We start from the raw sequence: 14,319 nt of genomic DNA on the forward strand, positions 1-14,319 counted from the left end.
CCGAGCAAATCGAACAAGTCCGAGGAGGTTAACAAGACCTTCACTTTTTGACCATGTTCACCCTAGGTGCGCCTTGTCACGCACACATCTGTACAACCCTTGACACATCTCATGTGTCTGGTGCGTCAAGAGCCTCAAGATGAAGGGATCAGTTCCGCTTCTTGGAGGCGGTCAGATCTCCCGCCAGGCCTCCAGCGCGAGCCCCGGCTCGTCCTTGCGGCGAGTGAGCAGCACGGTCCCGGTCGACGGCGAGAGAGAGGCGGCGACGACCTCGTCGTGCTCGTCCAACGCCACCGACGGCAGGGCGTCGGCGGGCAGCCGGGGCCCGGACTCGGTCCACCAGGCACCGGCCGACTCCTGCTCGGTCGGGTACGCGGCGAACGCGATCCGGCCGCTCGCCGACCGCTGCGCGAGGACCGTGCAGTCGTGCCCCTCGATCTCGCACCGCACGGCGGACACGGGGCCCGGTCCCGCGCAGGCGAGGAGTGTCACCGGCTTCTCACCGGGGCGCCAGGCGCACAGGTCGCCCGAGCCGTCGGTGAAGAACAGGGTGGTGTGCTCGGCGGACGTGGCGAGCGCGCGCAGGGTGCCCGCCCGGACGGAGGCGTCGACGCCCTCGGTCCGCACGGGCTTCCTGCCGTCCGCCTCCTGCCGCCAGTGCAGGATCCCGCCGGGTACGGAGGCGTACAGCTCGACCAGCCCCGACTCGCCCGTGACGGGGGCCAACTCCCCCTCGACGTCGCGTCCTTCGAGATCCAGCCAGCCTCCCCAGCCGCCCTTCACCTTCTGGTTGCGCAGGCTGACTCCGCCGCTCCCGTTGCGGACGAACACATAACCCCGCCCCGCCCCGTCCACGGTCACGGCGGGTGGTCCCGTACGGTCGCCCTTCTTGTCCGGGTGGCCGATGGGAGTCCAGTCCAGGGCTGCGAGGTGGGGACGGAAGTGCGTGGAGTGCACGAGCCCGGACTCGCCCGGGGCGGTGGGCCGCCAGGCCGCCAGATGCGCGTAGCCGTCGGCGCCTTGTCCGACCGCCGCCCCCGGGTGCAGCTTCTGGGCGCCGCCGACGGTTCGCGGATCGTCTTCCCAGGGGCCGCCGGGGCCGCGTTCCGCCCGGCACAGGACGGCGTCGCCGGAGGGCAGATAGACGGTGAGGCGGCCGTCGCGGCCGCGGATGAGCCAGTCGCCGTTCACGTGTTCACTTTATGCGGCCGCCCGGGCCCGGCGCGCCCGCCCTCCCCCCGCCCCCGGCCCATCTCCCGTGCGACCCTGGCCACATGAACGAGCCATCGCCTCTCCTCGTCGTGGTCGACGCCGCGAACGTCGTCGGTTCGGTGCCGGACGGCTGGTGGCGGGACCGCCGGGGTGCGGCGGAACGGCTGCGGGACCGGTTGGCCTCGGACGGCGTTGCGGCCGTCGCAGGCCCGGTGGAGATCGTCCTGGTCGTGGAGGGGGCGGCAGGCGGGGTGGAGTCCGTGCCCGGGGTACGGGTGTCGTCCGCCCCGGGCAGCGGAGACGACCACATCGTCGAAGTCGTGGCCTCGGCCGGTGAGCGCCCCGTCCTGGTGATCACGGCGGACCGGGAGCTGCGGAGGAGGGTCGGGGAGCTGGGGGCGGACGTGGCGGGGCCGCGGACCGTACGTCCGTAGGTGCGGGCCGTACGGGGCTGGGGCCGAGTGGGCCCGCAGCCCGGCCGAACGGGTGCCTCCCCCCAAGCTCTCGGGTTCGCCCGAGCAAGGGGGACCCCATCGCCGACCCGTGCCGCCCCAGGCGGCACGCGTGCGCGCAGCGGGGGCAGAGCGCGCCCGCACCTCCACCGCCGCTTACGGCGTGCCGCCGCCCGCGGTCGGCTGTTGCTCGCCCGCCTCGCCGCGGGACAGGCGGCTGTGGCTGCGGCCGTACAGGAAGTAGACGAGGAAGCCGACGGCCATCCAGATGGCGAAGCGGACCCACGTCTCGGCCGGCAGGTTGATCATCAGCCACAGTGAGGCGCACACCGACAGGATCGGGATGACCGGCACCCACGGGGTGCGGAACGCCCTGGGCAGGTCGGGCCGGGTCCTGCGGAGGATGATCACGCCGATCGCGACGACCACGAAGGCGAACAGCGTGCCGATGTTGACCAGCGCGGCGAGCTCCGTCAGCGGCGTGAACCCGGCGAGCACGGCGATGATCACGCCGAGCAGGATCGTCGGCCGGTGCGGCGTCTTGAACCGCGGGTGGACCCGCGAGAAGAACCGCGGCAGCAGGCCGTCCCGGCTCATCGCGAAGAACACCCGGGTCTGCCCCAGCAGCAGGATCATGCACACCGTCGTCAGGCCGACCGCGGCGCCGAAGCTGATGAAGCCCGCGTACCACGGGTGCCCGGTGGCCTTGAAGGCATCGGCGAGCGGGGCGTCGACGGACAGCTCGCTGTAGTGCTGCATGCCGGTGACGACGATCGACACGAGGACGTACAGCGTCGTGCAGATGACGAGGGAGCCGAGGATGCCGCGCGGCATGTCGCGCTGCGGGTTCTTGGTCTCCTCCGCGGCCGTGGCCACGACGTCGAAGCCGATGAAGGCGAAGAACACGACCGAGGCGGCGGTGAAGATGCCCATCACGCCGAAGTTGGAGGGTGCCCAGCCGAACATGAGCTGGATCAGAGGGGAGTCGAGACTCGCCCCGGCCTCCACGGGCTGCTCCTTGGGAATGAACGGGTCGTAGTTGTCGCCCTTGATGAGGAACGCGCCCGCGATGATCACGACGAGGACGACCGTCACCTTGATGGCGACGACGATCGACGTGATCCGCGCGGACAGCTTCATGCCGACCACGAGGATGCCGGTGAGGACGAGGACGAGCGCGGCGGCGAGGATGTCGAAGCCGAAGACGTCGGCGCCCTCGCGGCTGCCGAGGGCCGCCGGCATGGTCCAGCCCGCGTTGTCCATGAGCGATTGGATGTAGCCGGACCAGCCGACGGCCACCACCGCCGTTCCGAGAGCGAACTCCAGGACCAGGTCCCAGCCGATGATCCAGGCGGGCAGTTCACCGAGGGAGGCGTACGAGAACGTGTAGGCGGACCCGGCGACCGGGACCGTGGACGCGAACTCGGCGTAACAGAGGGCGGCCAGGGCACAGGCGACGCCGGCCGCCACGAACGCCAGAGCCGTGGCCGGCCCGGCGTTGTTCTTGGCGACTGTGCCGGTGAGAACGAAGATGCCGGTACCGATGATCACACCGACGCCGAAGACGGTCAGATCCAGCGCGGACAAGGACTTCTTGAGCGCATGCTCTGGTTCCTCGGTATCGAGGATGGACTGCTCGACCTTCTTCGTCCGGAAGAGGGTACTGCTCACGGGGTACCTCCCACGCTTGTCGTCCTCGACATGATCGAGAGGTGGCACCATGCGTATGCCCCGGCACGGGCGAATTCACGCCAATGGGCCGGTTCCACCACCCTCATGGTGGCGAAACCGGCCCATCTCCAACCCGTTCGGCCGTGTCGGCGGCCAGTCGCTTCAGTCGCGCGCGGCGTCCACGGCATCCGCCGCACTGCGCTCGTAGCGGCCGTCCAGCTTGGCGACCAGCCCGGTCACCTGCCGGGCGATGTCCGGCGCGGTGAGACCGATCTCGGCCAGGACCTCCGCACGCGAGGCGTGGTCGAGGAAGCGCGGCGGGATGCCGAAGTCGCGCAGCGGCACGTCGACGCCCGCATCGCGCAGCGCCTGCGCGATCGCCGAGCCGACTCCGCCGACCCGGCTGTTGTCCTCGACGGTGACGACCACGCGGTGCTGCTCGGCGAGCGGCGCCATGGCCTCGTCGACGGGCTTGACCCAGCGCGGGTCGACGACGGTCGTGGAGATGCCCTGCTTGTCGAGCAGGGCGGCGATCTCCAGGCACATCGGCGCGAGGGCGCCGACGGAGACCAGCAGCACGTCCGGCCGGTCGGTGCCGGGCTCGCGCAGGACGTCCATGCCGCCGACGCGTCGCACGGCGGGCACGGCGGGGCCGACGGCGCCCTTGGAGAAACGGACCACGGTCGGTGCGTCGTCGACGGCGACGGCCTCGCGCAGCTGGGCACGGACCTGGTCGGCGTCGCGCGGCGCGGCCAGCCGCAGCCCGGGGACGACCTGGAGGATCGACATGTCCCACATGCCGTTGTGGGAGGCGCCGTCGGTGCCGGTGACACCGGCCCGGTCGAGGACGAAGGTCACGCCGCACTTGTGCAGGGCCACGTCCATCAGCACCTGGTCGAAGGCGCGGTTGAGGAAGGTCGCGTACACGGCGAACACCGGGTGCACGCCACCCGTGGCCAGGCCGGCCGCGGAGACGGCGCCGTGCTGCTCGGCGATGCCGACGTCGTAGACCCGCTTGGGGAAGCGCTTGGCGAACTTGTCCAGGCCCACCGGCTGGAGCATGGCGGCCGTGATGGCGACGATGTCCTCGCGCTCCTCGCCGAGCTTGACCATCTCCTCGCCGAAGACGGACGTCCAGTCGGCGCCGGAGCTGGCGATCGGCAGGCCCGTGTCGGGGTGGATCTTGCCGACGGCGTGGAAGCGGTCCGCCTCGTCCTGGAGAGCCGGCTGGTAGCCGCGGCCCTTCTCGGTGAGGCAGTGCACGATGACCGGCCCGCCGAACCGCTTGGCCTTCGCCAGGGCGGACTCCAGCGCCTCCAGGTCGTGCCCGTCGATCGGGCCGACGTACTTCAGGCCGAGGTCCTCGAACATGCCCTGCGGGGCGATGAAGTCCTTCAGGCCCTTCTTCGCGCCGTGCAGGGTGTCGTAGAGCGCCTGCCCGACGACGGGGGTGCGCTCCAGGACCTCCTTGGTGCGGGCCAGGAAGCGCTCGTAGCCGTCCGTGGTCCGCAGGGTCGCCAGGTGGTTGGCGAGGCCGCCGATGGTCGGGGCGTAGGACCGCTCGTTGTCGTTGACGACGATGACGAGGGGGCGGTCCTTGGCGTCGGCGATGTTGTTCAGCGCCTCCCAGGCCATGCCGCCGGTCAGCGCGCCGTCACCGATCACGGCCACGACGTGGTCGTCGCGCTCCATGATCTGGTTGGCCTTGGCGATGCCGTCGGCCCACCCGAGGACGGTCGAGGCGTGCGAGTTCTCGATGACGTCGTGCTCGGACTCGGCCTGCGAGGGGTAGCCGGACAGGCCGCCCTTCATCTTCAGCTTCGAGAAGTCCTGGCGGCCGGTGAGCAGCTTGTGGACGTAGGACTGGTGGCCGGTGTCCCAGAGCACCTTGTCCCTGGGCGAGTCGAAGACCCGGTGCAGGGCGATGGTGAGCTCCACCACGCCGAGGTTGGGGCCGAGGTGACCGCCGGTCTTGGAGACCGCTTCGACGAGGAAGCTCCGGATCTCCTCCGCCAGCTGGTTCAGCTCCTCCTGGTTGAGCCGGTCCAGATCGCGCGGTCCCCTGATACGGGTCAGCAGCGGCACCCGTGCCTCCTTGCAGTAGAGCTGTTGCCGGGCTTGTCGAGTCTAATGTTCCGCCTTTGCGGGCGGCGCCGAGGCTGTGCGTCGTACGTCACGCGTTCGGCTCTACCCATGGTGCGCCACCGCTACGACACAGCTGTGCCCGGTACCCCACAGGTACCGGGCACAGCGGGTGCTACTCAGCGCTACGCGCGCCCTGCGGTCTTCTGCGTCTTCCGGGTGACGGCGTCGATCACGACCGTGGCCAGCAGCACACCACCGGTGATCATGTACTGCACCGGGGAGGCGATGCCCTCCAGGGCGAGGCCGTACTGGATGGACACGATCACCAGGACACCCAGCAGGGCGTTCCAGGTGCGTCCGCGGCCGCCGAACAGCGACGTGCCGCCGATGACCGCCGCGGCGATCGCGTTCATCAGCAGGTCACCGCCACCGGCACCCTGGTTGGCCGCCGCGATCTTGGAGGCGATGAACAGACCGCCGACCGCGGCGAAGGTACCGGAGATCGCGAACACCGAGATCCGGACCATCTCCACGTTGATGCCGGCGCGGCGGGACGCCTCGACGCTGCCGCCGAGCGCGAACACCTTCCGGCCGTACGACGTGCGACGCAGCACGAAGTCCGTGACCAGCAGCACCGCGATGAAGATCACCACGGCGAGCGGCAGGCCCTTGTACTGGTTGAAGACGATGGCGACGGTGAAGGAGAGCGCCGCCAGCAGCACGGTCCGCACGATGGTCTCGCTCAGCGGCCGGGACGGCACGCCGGCGGCCTCGCGGCGCCGGTTGCCGAGGAAGGAGCTGAGGAAGAACCCGGCGGTCACCACCGCGGCCAGCGCGTACGCGGCGGCCACGTCGGAGAAGTAGTAGCTGGTCAGCTGGGCCACGACCCCGTCCGGGTCGAGGTTGATGGTGCCGTTGTCGCCGAGGATCTGGAGCATGAAGCCGTTCCAGAACAGCAGACCGGCCAGGGTGACGGCGAACGCGGGGACGCCGATCTTCGCGAAGAAGAAGCCGTGCAGCACACCGGCGACGGTGCCGGTGAGGATCGCCAGCACGAAGGCGAGCCACTCGTTCATGCCGTTGGTGACGTTCAGCACCGCGAAGCTGGCGCCGGCGACACCGGACACCGAGCCGACCGACAGGTCGATCTCGCCGAGCAGCAGCACGAACACGATGCCGACGGCGATCATGCCCGTGCCGACCATGGCGACGGACATGTCGGACAGGTTGCCCGCGGTGAGGAAGTTCGAGTTCAGGCTGGTGAAGATGAGCCAGATGATCGCCAGGCCGATGACGACCGGGATGGAGCCCAGATCACCGGACTTCATCTTCCGCTTGAACTCGCTGACGTAGCCCTTGAGGCCCTGCTCGCGCACCAGCAGCCGGGGGTCGACCACCGTGACGGCGGCCTTGGCCGCCTCGGGGTTCTCCACGACGTGGTCGTCGGGAGCCGTGGAGGTCTTGTCGATGCTCACTTGGAAACCTCCCCGTTCGTGCGCGCCGCACGGCGGGTCACGGCGTTGTCGGTGGCGCCGGTGATGGCGGAGATGATCTCTTCCTGCGAGGTCGACTTGACCTCGAAGACGCCGTTGTTGCGGCCGAGGCGCAGCACGGCGACCTTGTCCGCGACGGCCTTCACATCGGCCATGTTGTGGCTGATGAGGATCACGGCGTGGCCGCGCTCGCGCAGCCGCTCGACCAGGTCGAGGACCTGCGCGGTCTGCTCGACGCCGAGGGCGGCGGTGGGCTCGTCGAGGATGACCAGCTTGGGCTCGCCGAGCATGGAACGGGCGATGGCCACGGTCTGGCGCTGGCCGCCAGAGAGCGAGGCGATCGGGATGCGCACGCTGGGGATGCGGATCGACAGCGTGTCGAGCAGCTCGCGGGAGCGGCGCTCCATCTCCACCTCGTCCAGGACGCCGCGCTTGCGGATCTCCCGGCCCAGGTAGAGGTTGCCGACGACGTCGATGTTGTCGCAGAGCGCGAGGTCCTGGTAGACGGTCGCGATCCCCAGGTTCTGGGCGTCGTGCGGCTTGTTGATCTGGACGGACCTGCCGTCCCATTCGATGACGCCCTCATCGATGGGGTGCACGCCGGCGATCGTCTTGACCAGCGTGGACTTTCCGGCGCCGTTGTCGCCGACCAGGGCGACCACCTCACCGGCGTGGACCTCAAGCTCTACGTCGGTGAGCGCCTGAACGGCACCGAACCGCTTGGAGACCCCGCGCAACGCCAGCACGGGCGTAGCGGACACGTGAACCATCTCCTTCGCCGCCTGACCCGGCGGGAGGTTGTGCAGAAGTGTGGGAGGAGTGATCACTCCGGCGCCCCGCGGAGCTTGCGGGGCTGGTGTGGCGGGGCACCGGAGGAACTCGGGGGCAGCCGGTCCGTGTCCGTGGCTCACGGGAGTCCGCGGGCGGACTCCCGTGTCCCGGCAGGACCTGATGGCTGCTTAGCTGAGACCGGCCTTGTCGCAGGCGGCCTTGAACTTGCCCGCGCAGATCTCGTTCACGGTGTAGATGCCGTCCTTGATGACGGTGTCCTTGATGTTGTCCTTGGTCAGCGAGACGACCGGGACGAGCACGGAGGGCACGGCCTTGGTGGTCGGGCTGTCGACCTTGTCCTTGGCGAGCGAGTCGAGCGACTTGCCCTGGGCGAGGGCGACGGCCATCTCGGCCGCGACGTCCGCCTCCTGCGGGTAGGGCTTGTAGACGCTCATGTACTGCTCACCGGTGACGATGCGCTGCACGCCCGCGAGCTCGGCGTCCTGGCCGGTGACCGGGATGTCGGCGATGCCGGCGGCCTTCAGGGCGGTGATGATGCCGCCCGCCATGCCGTCGTTGGCGGAGTAGACGCCGACGATCTTGTCCTTGCCGAGGGCGGAGATGGCGCCCTCCATGTTGGCGTTGGCGTTCTCCGGCTTCCACTCCTTGGTGTCGTACTCGCGGCCGATCTTCACCTTGCCGTCGAGCACGTCGTGGGCGCCCTGCTTGAACTGGGCGGCGTTCGGGTCGGTGGAGGACCCGTTCATCATGACGATCTGGCCGTCCTTGGCCTTGCCGCCGAGGGCCTTCAGCAGGGCCTCGCCCTGCGTCTTGCCGACGGTGACGTTGTCGAACGAGGTGTAGGCGTCGATCGGGCCCTCGGCCAGGCGGTCGTAGGCGACGACGGGGATGCCCGCGTCCTTGGCCTTCTTCACCGAGCCGGCGATGGCCTTGGAGTCCACCGCGTCCACGATCAGCACGTCGACCTTGTTGGTCACCATCGTGTCGACCTGCTGGTTCTGCGTGCTGGCGTCCTGCTTGGCGTTGGCGTAGACGACCTCGCCCTTGCCGTCGGTGAGCTCCTTGACCTTCTTCTCGATGAGCGGCCGGTCGAACTTCTCGTAACGGGCGGTCGCGTTCTCCGGAAGGAGCAGGCCGACCTTGATGTCGTCGCCCTTCTTGGCGGACCCGGAGGAATCGGCGTTGTCGCCCGACTCCTTGGCGCTGCCACAGGCAGCAAGCGAAACGGCCATCGCACCGGCGGCAATAGCGACAGCGGCGCGGCGCATACGCGTGTTCACTTCACAAACCTCCCTGACGAGGCCGCGACATTGCGGCCGAGGTGGCTGGAAGTCAACTCGGCCACACGTGCGACGTCAAGAAGTAAATCCTTAACGAGATGGCAACGGTGCCATCCGTTCTCTAAGTGAAGGCAGGCGTGGCCGCCTTCAGTGCGCCCGGGGCAGTTCCGTCAAGAAGGGTCGAATCGCCCATCTCGCTGAGGGCGAGAGCGAGCGCTCCGAGCACCTCCGCACGGCCGCCGAGGGCACCGGGGAGAACGGACAGCTGGCGCGCCGCGCTGGGAATCGCGTAGCGGCCGACGGACTCCCGGATCGGCCCGAGCACCAGCTCACCGGCCTCGGCGAGATCACCGCCGAGGACCACCCGGCTCGGGTTCAGCAGGTTGCAGAGATTGGCCACTCCACTGCCGATGTGGCGGCCGACGTCGGCGATCACCCGACGGCAGCCCGGGTCTCCGTCCCGCGCGAGCCGTACGACGCCTTCCATGGTCAGATCGGTGCCGTGACTGGACTGGAGGAGCGGGAGCACGTAGCGCGCGGCCGCGAAGGTCTCCAGGCAGCCACGGTTGCCGCAGCGGCAGACCGGGCCGGATTCGTCGAGTGTAATATGTCCGATTTCTCCGGCGGTGCCGCCGGGTCCCCGGTAGATCTTGCCGTCTATCACCAGACCGGCGCCGACGCCGCTGGCGACCTTGATGTAGGCGAGGTCGCGGACGCCTCGCCCGCTGCCCCAGACCATCTCACCGAGGGCGCCGAGGTTGGCGTCGTTGTCCACGTGCACGGGGACGCCGAGGCGGCCGCGGAGCTCCTCGGCGGGCTTGGTGCCGGTCCAGCCGGGGAGGATGGCGGTCGAGCCGAGCGTGCCGGATTCGACGTCGATGGGGCCGGGGACGCCGAGGCCGACGCCGGCGATCTTGGAGCGGTCCACGCCGGTGGCTTCGATCAAGCGGGTGACCAGCTGTTCCGCGCGGTCGAAGCCCTGGGTCGACGAGGCGTCGACGTCGAGGGGCTCGGATTCCTCGGCGAGGACCTGGTGGGCGAGGTTGCCGATGGCGACACGGAGGTGGGTATGGCCGAAGTCGACCCCGATGACGATGCCGGCGTCGCCGCTCAGCGACACGCTGCGGGCCCGGCGGCCGCCGGCGGAGGTCGGTGTGACCTCGACGGTGCCGCCGTCCTTCAACTCCCGGACGATGTTGGAGACCGTCGCCGCGGACAGGCCTGTCGTCCGCGCGATCTCGGCCTGGGTGAGGGAGCCGGCGAGGCGCACGGCCCGTACGACCCGCTCCAGGTTGGCTCGGTGCAGCGACGACTGCGACCCCGGAGTCTCCACGACGACCTCCTGCGCACGGGGCCGCTTCGATGAGGCCCCGTCTATGTCCAACTAGTGAACTCTAAGCTGAGCCGTTCGGGTTGCCTCCCGTCAAGAGGTTGAACTGATTCCGGGGTGTGCGCGGGTCGTCGCGGAGCGCTATGAGGGGGTACGCGCTTTCTGCCTGCGGCGGCCCGTGCGGCTGTTTCGGGGGTGCGCGCAGCGCCTGTCGCCGGGTGGTGGGTCGGGGCCGCGCCGGGGGGTGTCCGTCCTCGGAACGGCGCGATCGACTTGTGGGCCGACTGGCTGTTCGTTGACGCGCCAACCGCTGCGGGCGGACACCCCCCGGCACGTCCCCTTGCGTCCGACGGCGGCTGCGGGTCCGCTCCGGCTCGGCTGCGGGCGGTCGTGCCGCTGGGGCGGCACGGGTGGGCGCAGGCCGCACCCCGCTCCGCCGGGCCGCGGACCCACCCGGCCCCGGCCCCGACCGGCCCGGGTTACTTCAACGCCCCCGCCGTAAGCCCCTGCACCACCTGCCGCTGGAAGATGATGTACGCCGCCAGCACCGGCAGCATCGCCATCACCAGGCCCGCGAAGAGGCCCGACCAGTCACCCTTGTACCCCTGGCTGACCGCCAGCTGCACCAGGCCCTGGGTGAGGACGCGCTTGTCGGGGTCGGTGTTGAGGACCGTGGGGAGCATGTACTGGTTCCACTGGCCCAGGAAGTTGAAGATGCCGACGCTGATCAGGCCCGGTTTGGCCATGGGCAGCATGATCTGGAAGAACGTGCGGCTGTGGGACGCGCCGTCGACGAAGGCCGCTTCGGCGATCGACGTCGGCAGGGTGCGGAAGAACGCCGTGAGGAAGAACACCGTGAACGGCAGCGAGTAGGCGATGTAGACGAGGATCAGGCCGTGGATGGTGTTCAGCAGGCCCATGTTGTTCACGACGTAGAACAGCGGGACCAGCGCGAGCATGATCGGGAAGCTCATGCCACCGATGAACAGGAAGTAGATGAAGCGATTGCCCGGGAAGTCGAAGCGGGCCAGGACGTAGGCCGCCATGGAGCCCAGCACCAGGGTGCCGATGAGTGAACCGCCCACCACGAGGACCGTGTTGAGGAAGTAGTCGCTCATGTTGGCCTGGGTCCACGCCCGCGACCAGTTGTCGAAGTGCAGGGAGTCCGGGAGCGACCAGGGCGAGCTGAAGATGGAGCGGTCGTCCTTGAAGGACGTCATGACCGCCCAGAGCAGCGGCATGACCACCATGAACGCCCAGATGACCAGGACGCCGTGGGAGAAGACGTTGAGGACCGTGCCCTCCTTCTTCTCCTTCGCGGGAGGAAGGGGCCGGACGTCGGTCTTGGTGATCGGGGCTCCGGACTCGGCCGGCAGCGGCGCGGGGGTTTCGGTCGTCTTCATCGGTCAGTACTCCAGCCGCTCGCGACGGCCCAGCCGCATCACCACGGCGGCGAAGGCCAGCGTGACGACGAGCAGGGCGACACCGATGGTGGTGGCGTAGGCGGCCTGCCCGTCACGGAACGCCTTCTGGTACACGTACAGGACCATGACGGTGGTCGAGTAGTCGGGACCGCCCGGCCCGGTCGTCATGATCTGCACGACCGCGAACGACTCGGCGCCCAGGGCGAGGATGCCCATGTACACCCAGCCGGACTGCACGGTGTCCCAGAGGAGGGGCAGCGTGACCCGGAAGAACGTGGTGACGCGGTTCGCGCCGTCCAGGAGCGCGGCCTCGTACATCTCCGCCGGGATGGAGGCCATGCCCGCGGAGAAGAGGACCACGAAGAAGCCGACCGTCGACCAGACGAGGACCCCCATCACCGCCCAGAGGGCCAGATCGGGGTCGCCCAGCCAGAGGGGCTGGACGCCGTCCAGGCCGATCCCGCGCAGGAGCGAGTTGATCGCGCCGCTGTCCGGGTTGTACGCGAACGCGAACAGCAGCGCGACGATGGCGATCGAGAGGACCTGTGGGAAGAAATAGACGATCTTGTAGAAGGAGGAGCCTCGGACACCGGTGACCACCGGGCCGTTCTTTCTCTTTCTGCCGCCCACGTTGATCATGAAGGCGAAGAACAGCGCGAGGCCGATCGTCACCACCGGCAGCAGGAGGGCGAACAGCAGGCTGTGCTGCAACGACTTCCAGAAGATGTCGTCGTCGAGCATGCGGCTGTAGTTGTCGAACCCGACCATCTTGAATTCGGGGCTGAGGCCGGTCCAGTCCGTGAACGAGTAGTAGATGGACTGGATGAACGGCCAGACCACGAAGAGCGCGTACAGTCCCAGGGGCAACGCGAGGAAGCCCACGATGAACCGGTACTTGCCGTGCTGCATCGCCACTCCGGTGCCGTGTGCGGAATTTGGTTTCCGGTGCCGTTACTGGTGCTTGTAGTGCTTGATGGAGTCGTCCTTGGCGGTCTCGTCGGCGAAGCCCTGGATCTTCTTGATGGCCTCGGCGGGAGTCAGGCGGCCGGCCATCATCTCGCCCAGGCCGGAAACGCCGATCTTCTCCTTCTGCAACTGCACGTACCAGTCCTGCATACGGGGATTCACCACGTTCTCGCCGGCCTTGTCCAGTGCCGCGACACCGGATTTCAGACCGGGGGTGAGGGCGATGCCGTCGGTGCCGCCGTTGTACGCGGTCAGCGACTTCACCTTGCCGGTGAAGTTCTTCGATGAGGCCTCGCTGAGCATGATCCGCAGCTGCTCCATGCCGCCGGCGGCGTTCTTCGCCTTGGCCGGGACGATGAAGGGCTCGCCGCCGGAGGCCCAGATGGTGCCGAACGGCATCTTGTCGGAGGAGTCGAGTCCGGTGGGCGCGGAAACGGCCAGGTCGAAGTCCTTCGGGATGACGTTCGCCGACTCGTTCTCCACCCAGGAGCCGTTGGGGATGAAGAGCGCCTTGCCCTCGGCCCACGCGGTCTGCGACTGGATGTGGTCCAGGCCCGGGGTGCCCTTGAGGACGTAGCCCTTCTTGTAGAGCTCGTAGTACGCCTCGAAGCAGGCCTTGACGGCCGGGTGCTTCCAGGCGTTCGGCTCCAGGTTGTCGATGGCGTCGAGGACCTCACGGCCGCCGACCTTGCCGATCATCGGGTAGAGCGAGAAGGGAAGGTAATAAGGGTATTTGCCCGCATACGTCCAGCCCGCCATGCCCTTCTTCTTGGCCTTGGCGCAGACCGCGAGCATCTGGTCCCAGGTCTCGGGGTACTGCTCGTCGAGCGAGTCCAGGGCCTTCTGCGAGTACCAGACGCCGTACACCGTGTAGGCGTAGTAGAGGATCCAGACCTTCTCGCCGTCGAACTGGCCCATCTCCACGATGCCGGGGCGCAGCGTGTCGCGGACCTTCTTGTTCGGGTCGTCGTAGGAGGGCGCGTCCAGCAGCGGGGTGAGGTCGGTGAGCTGGTTCTTGCCGACCAGGACGCCCATGTCCATCTGCTCGGCACCGGAGTTGTCGATGAGGTCGGGCGGGGTGCCCTGGTTGAAGCGGGGCTGGAGCGTGGACTGGATCTTCTGGGTGGCGGAGAACTTCACCGACGCCTTGGGGAAGTTCTTCTCGTAGATCTTCACGGCGTCCTCGGCGTACTCCTTGCCGAAACCGCCGTCGAACAGGACGAATTCCATGCCGGCCGTGTCGTTGACGGCGAGCGGGTTCTTCGCGGTCTTCTTGCCTGCTTTGGCCTTGTCCCCGCTGTCGTCGCCGCCGCTGCTCGCGCAGGCGGACAGGAAGCTCATGGTGGGAACGGAGATCAGCCCGAGCGCGGCGGACCTCTTGATCAGATCACGGCGGCCGACGCCTTCGGTGCCGTGGTGCTCGGCGGAAGTGGATCCCATGCTCAAGTCCTCGCCTTCTCCAGGACTCAGGCGGTGAACCGGATCCCTCCCGGCACCGCGATCGGGTCAAGCTGGGTCGTGCAGGAAGTGCGGGTGGTGACGTGCGGATCGTGTGAAGCGTGCGACAGGTATAGTCCACTTCCCGTCAGCGGATCAAGATCGAACGCAAGGTTG

General features: G+C 68.6%; 11 protein-coding genes. 1 reads left to right on the forward strand and 10 read right to left on the reverse strand.

Annotation, left to right across the window (positions count from 1 at the left end; genetic code table 11):
- Nucleotides 1-171 precede the first annotated feature (171 nt).
- A complete protein-coding gene (locus tag AB0937_RS25230) occupies nucleotides 172-1,191 on the reverse strand; it encodes a hypothetical protein (RefSeq protein WP_366714452.1) in 1,020 nt (339 codons plus the stop codon).
- An 83-nt stretch (nucleotides 1,192-1,274) separates the two neighbouring features.
- Here AB0937_RS25230 and AB0937_RS25235 point away from each other — a divergent pair, with 83 nt between their 5' ends.
- Nucleotides 1,275-1,646 carry an NTP pyrophosphohydrolase gene (locus AB0937_RS25235; RefSeq protein WP_366714453.1) on the forward strand — a complete coding sequence of 124 codons (372 nt, stop codon included), beginning with the start codon at nucleotides 1,275-1,277 and terminating at the stop codon, nucleotides 1,644-1,646.
- A gap of 174 nt (nucleotides 1,647-1,820) precedes the next feature.
- Here AB0937_RS25235 and AB0937_RS25240 read toward each other — a convergent pair whose 3' ends face one another.
- From AB0937_RS25240 to ngcE, 9 genes are all read right to left on the reverse strand, one after another.
- Nucleotides 1,821-3,335, reverse strand: coding sequence for an amino acid permease (locus AB0937_RS25240; protein ID WP_366714454.1), 1,515 nt, complete (start codon nucleotides 3,333-3,335; stop codon nucleotides 1,821-1,823).
- 162 nt (nucleotides 3,336-3,497) lie between these two features.
- Nucleotides 3,498-5,420 carry a 1-deoxy-D-xylulose-5-phosphate synthase gene (dxs, locus tag AB0937_RS25245; protein WP_366714455.1) on the reverse strand — a complete coding sequence of 641 codons (1,923 nt, stop codon included), beginning with the start codon at nucleotides 5,418-5,420 and terminating at the stop codon, nucleotides 3,498-3,500.
- Between the two features lie 182 nt (nucleotides 5,421-5,602).
- Nucleotides 5,603-6,895 carry a sugar ABC transporter permease gene (locus tag AB0937_RS25250; protein WP_366714456.1) on the reverse strand — a complete coding sequence of 431 codons (1,293 nt, stop codon included), beginning with the start codon at nucleotides 6,893-6,895 and terminating at the stop codon, nucleotides 5,603-5,605.
- Nucleotides 6,892-7,683 (reverse strand): ATP-binding cassette domain-containing protein, encoded by a 792-nt coding sequence (locus AB0937_RS25255; RefSeq protein ID WP_010033972.1) that lies wholly within the window; start codon nucleotides 7,681-7,683, stop codon nucleotides 6,892-6,894. The genes AB0937_RS25250 and AB0937_RS25255 overlap by 4 nt, the downstream gene beginning before the upstream one ends.
- Nucleotides 7,684-7,872: 189 nt before the next feature.
- On the reverse strand, nucleotides 7,873-8,973 hold the full coding sequence (locus AB0937_RS25260; protein ID WP_366714534.1) for a sugar ABC transporter substrate-binding protein: 1,101 nt from the start codon (nucleotides 8,971-8,973) through the stop codon (nucleotides 7,873-7,875).
- Nucleotides 8,974-9,106: 133 nt separating this feature from the next.
- A complete protein-coding gene (locus tag AB0937_RS25265) occupies nucleotides 9,107-10,318 on the reverse strand; it encodes an ROK family transcriptional regulator (RefSeq protein WP_366714457.1) in 1,212 nt (403 codons plus the stop codon).
- A 476-nt stretch (nucleotides 10,319-10,794) separates the two neighbouring features.
- A complete protein-coding gene (locus AB0937_RS25270; RefSeq protein ID WP_366714458.1) occupies nucleotides 10,795-11,718 on the reverse strand; it encodes a carbohydrate ABC transporter permease in 924 nt (307 codons plus the stop codon).
- Nucleotides 11,719-11,721: 3 nt separating this feature from the next.
- The gene (locus tag AB0937_RS25275) at nucleotides 11,722-12,648 is read right to left on the reverse strand and encodes a sugar ABC transporter permease (RefSeq protein ID WP_366714459.1); all 927 of its coding nucleotides are present in this window, start codon (nucleotides 12,646-12,648) and stop codon (nucleotides 11,722-11,724) included.
- Nucleotides 12,649-12,690: 42 nt separating this feature from the next.
- Nucleotides 12,691-14,145, reverse strand: a complete 1,455-nt coding sequence (gene ngcE, locus AB0937_RS25280; protein WP_366714460.1) for an N-acetylglucosamine/diacetylchitobiose ABC transporter substrate-binding protein — start codon at nucleotides 14,143-14,145, stop codon at nucleotides 12,691-12,693.
- Between the last annotated feature and the right edge of the window lie 174 nt (nucleotides 14,146-14,319).

Origin of the sequence: Streptomyces sp. NPDC047880 (genome assembly GCF_040706515.1) — a bacterium.
In the GTDB taxonomy this organism is placed as follows: Bacteria; Actinomycetota; Actinomycetes; order Streptomycetales; family Streptomycetaceae; genus Streptomyces.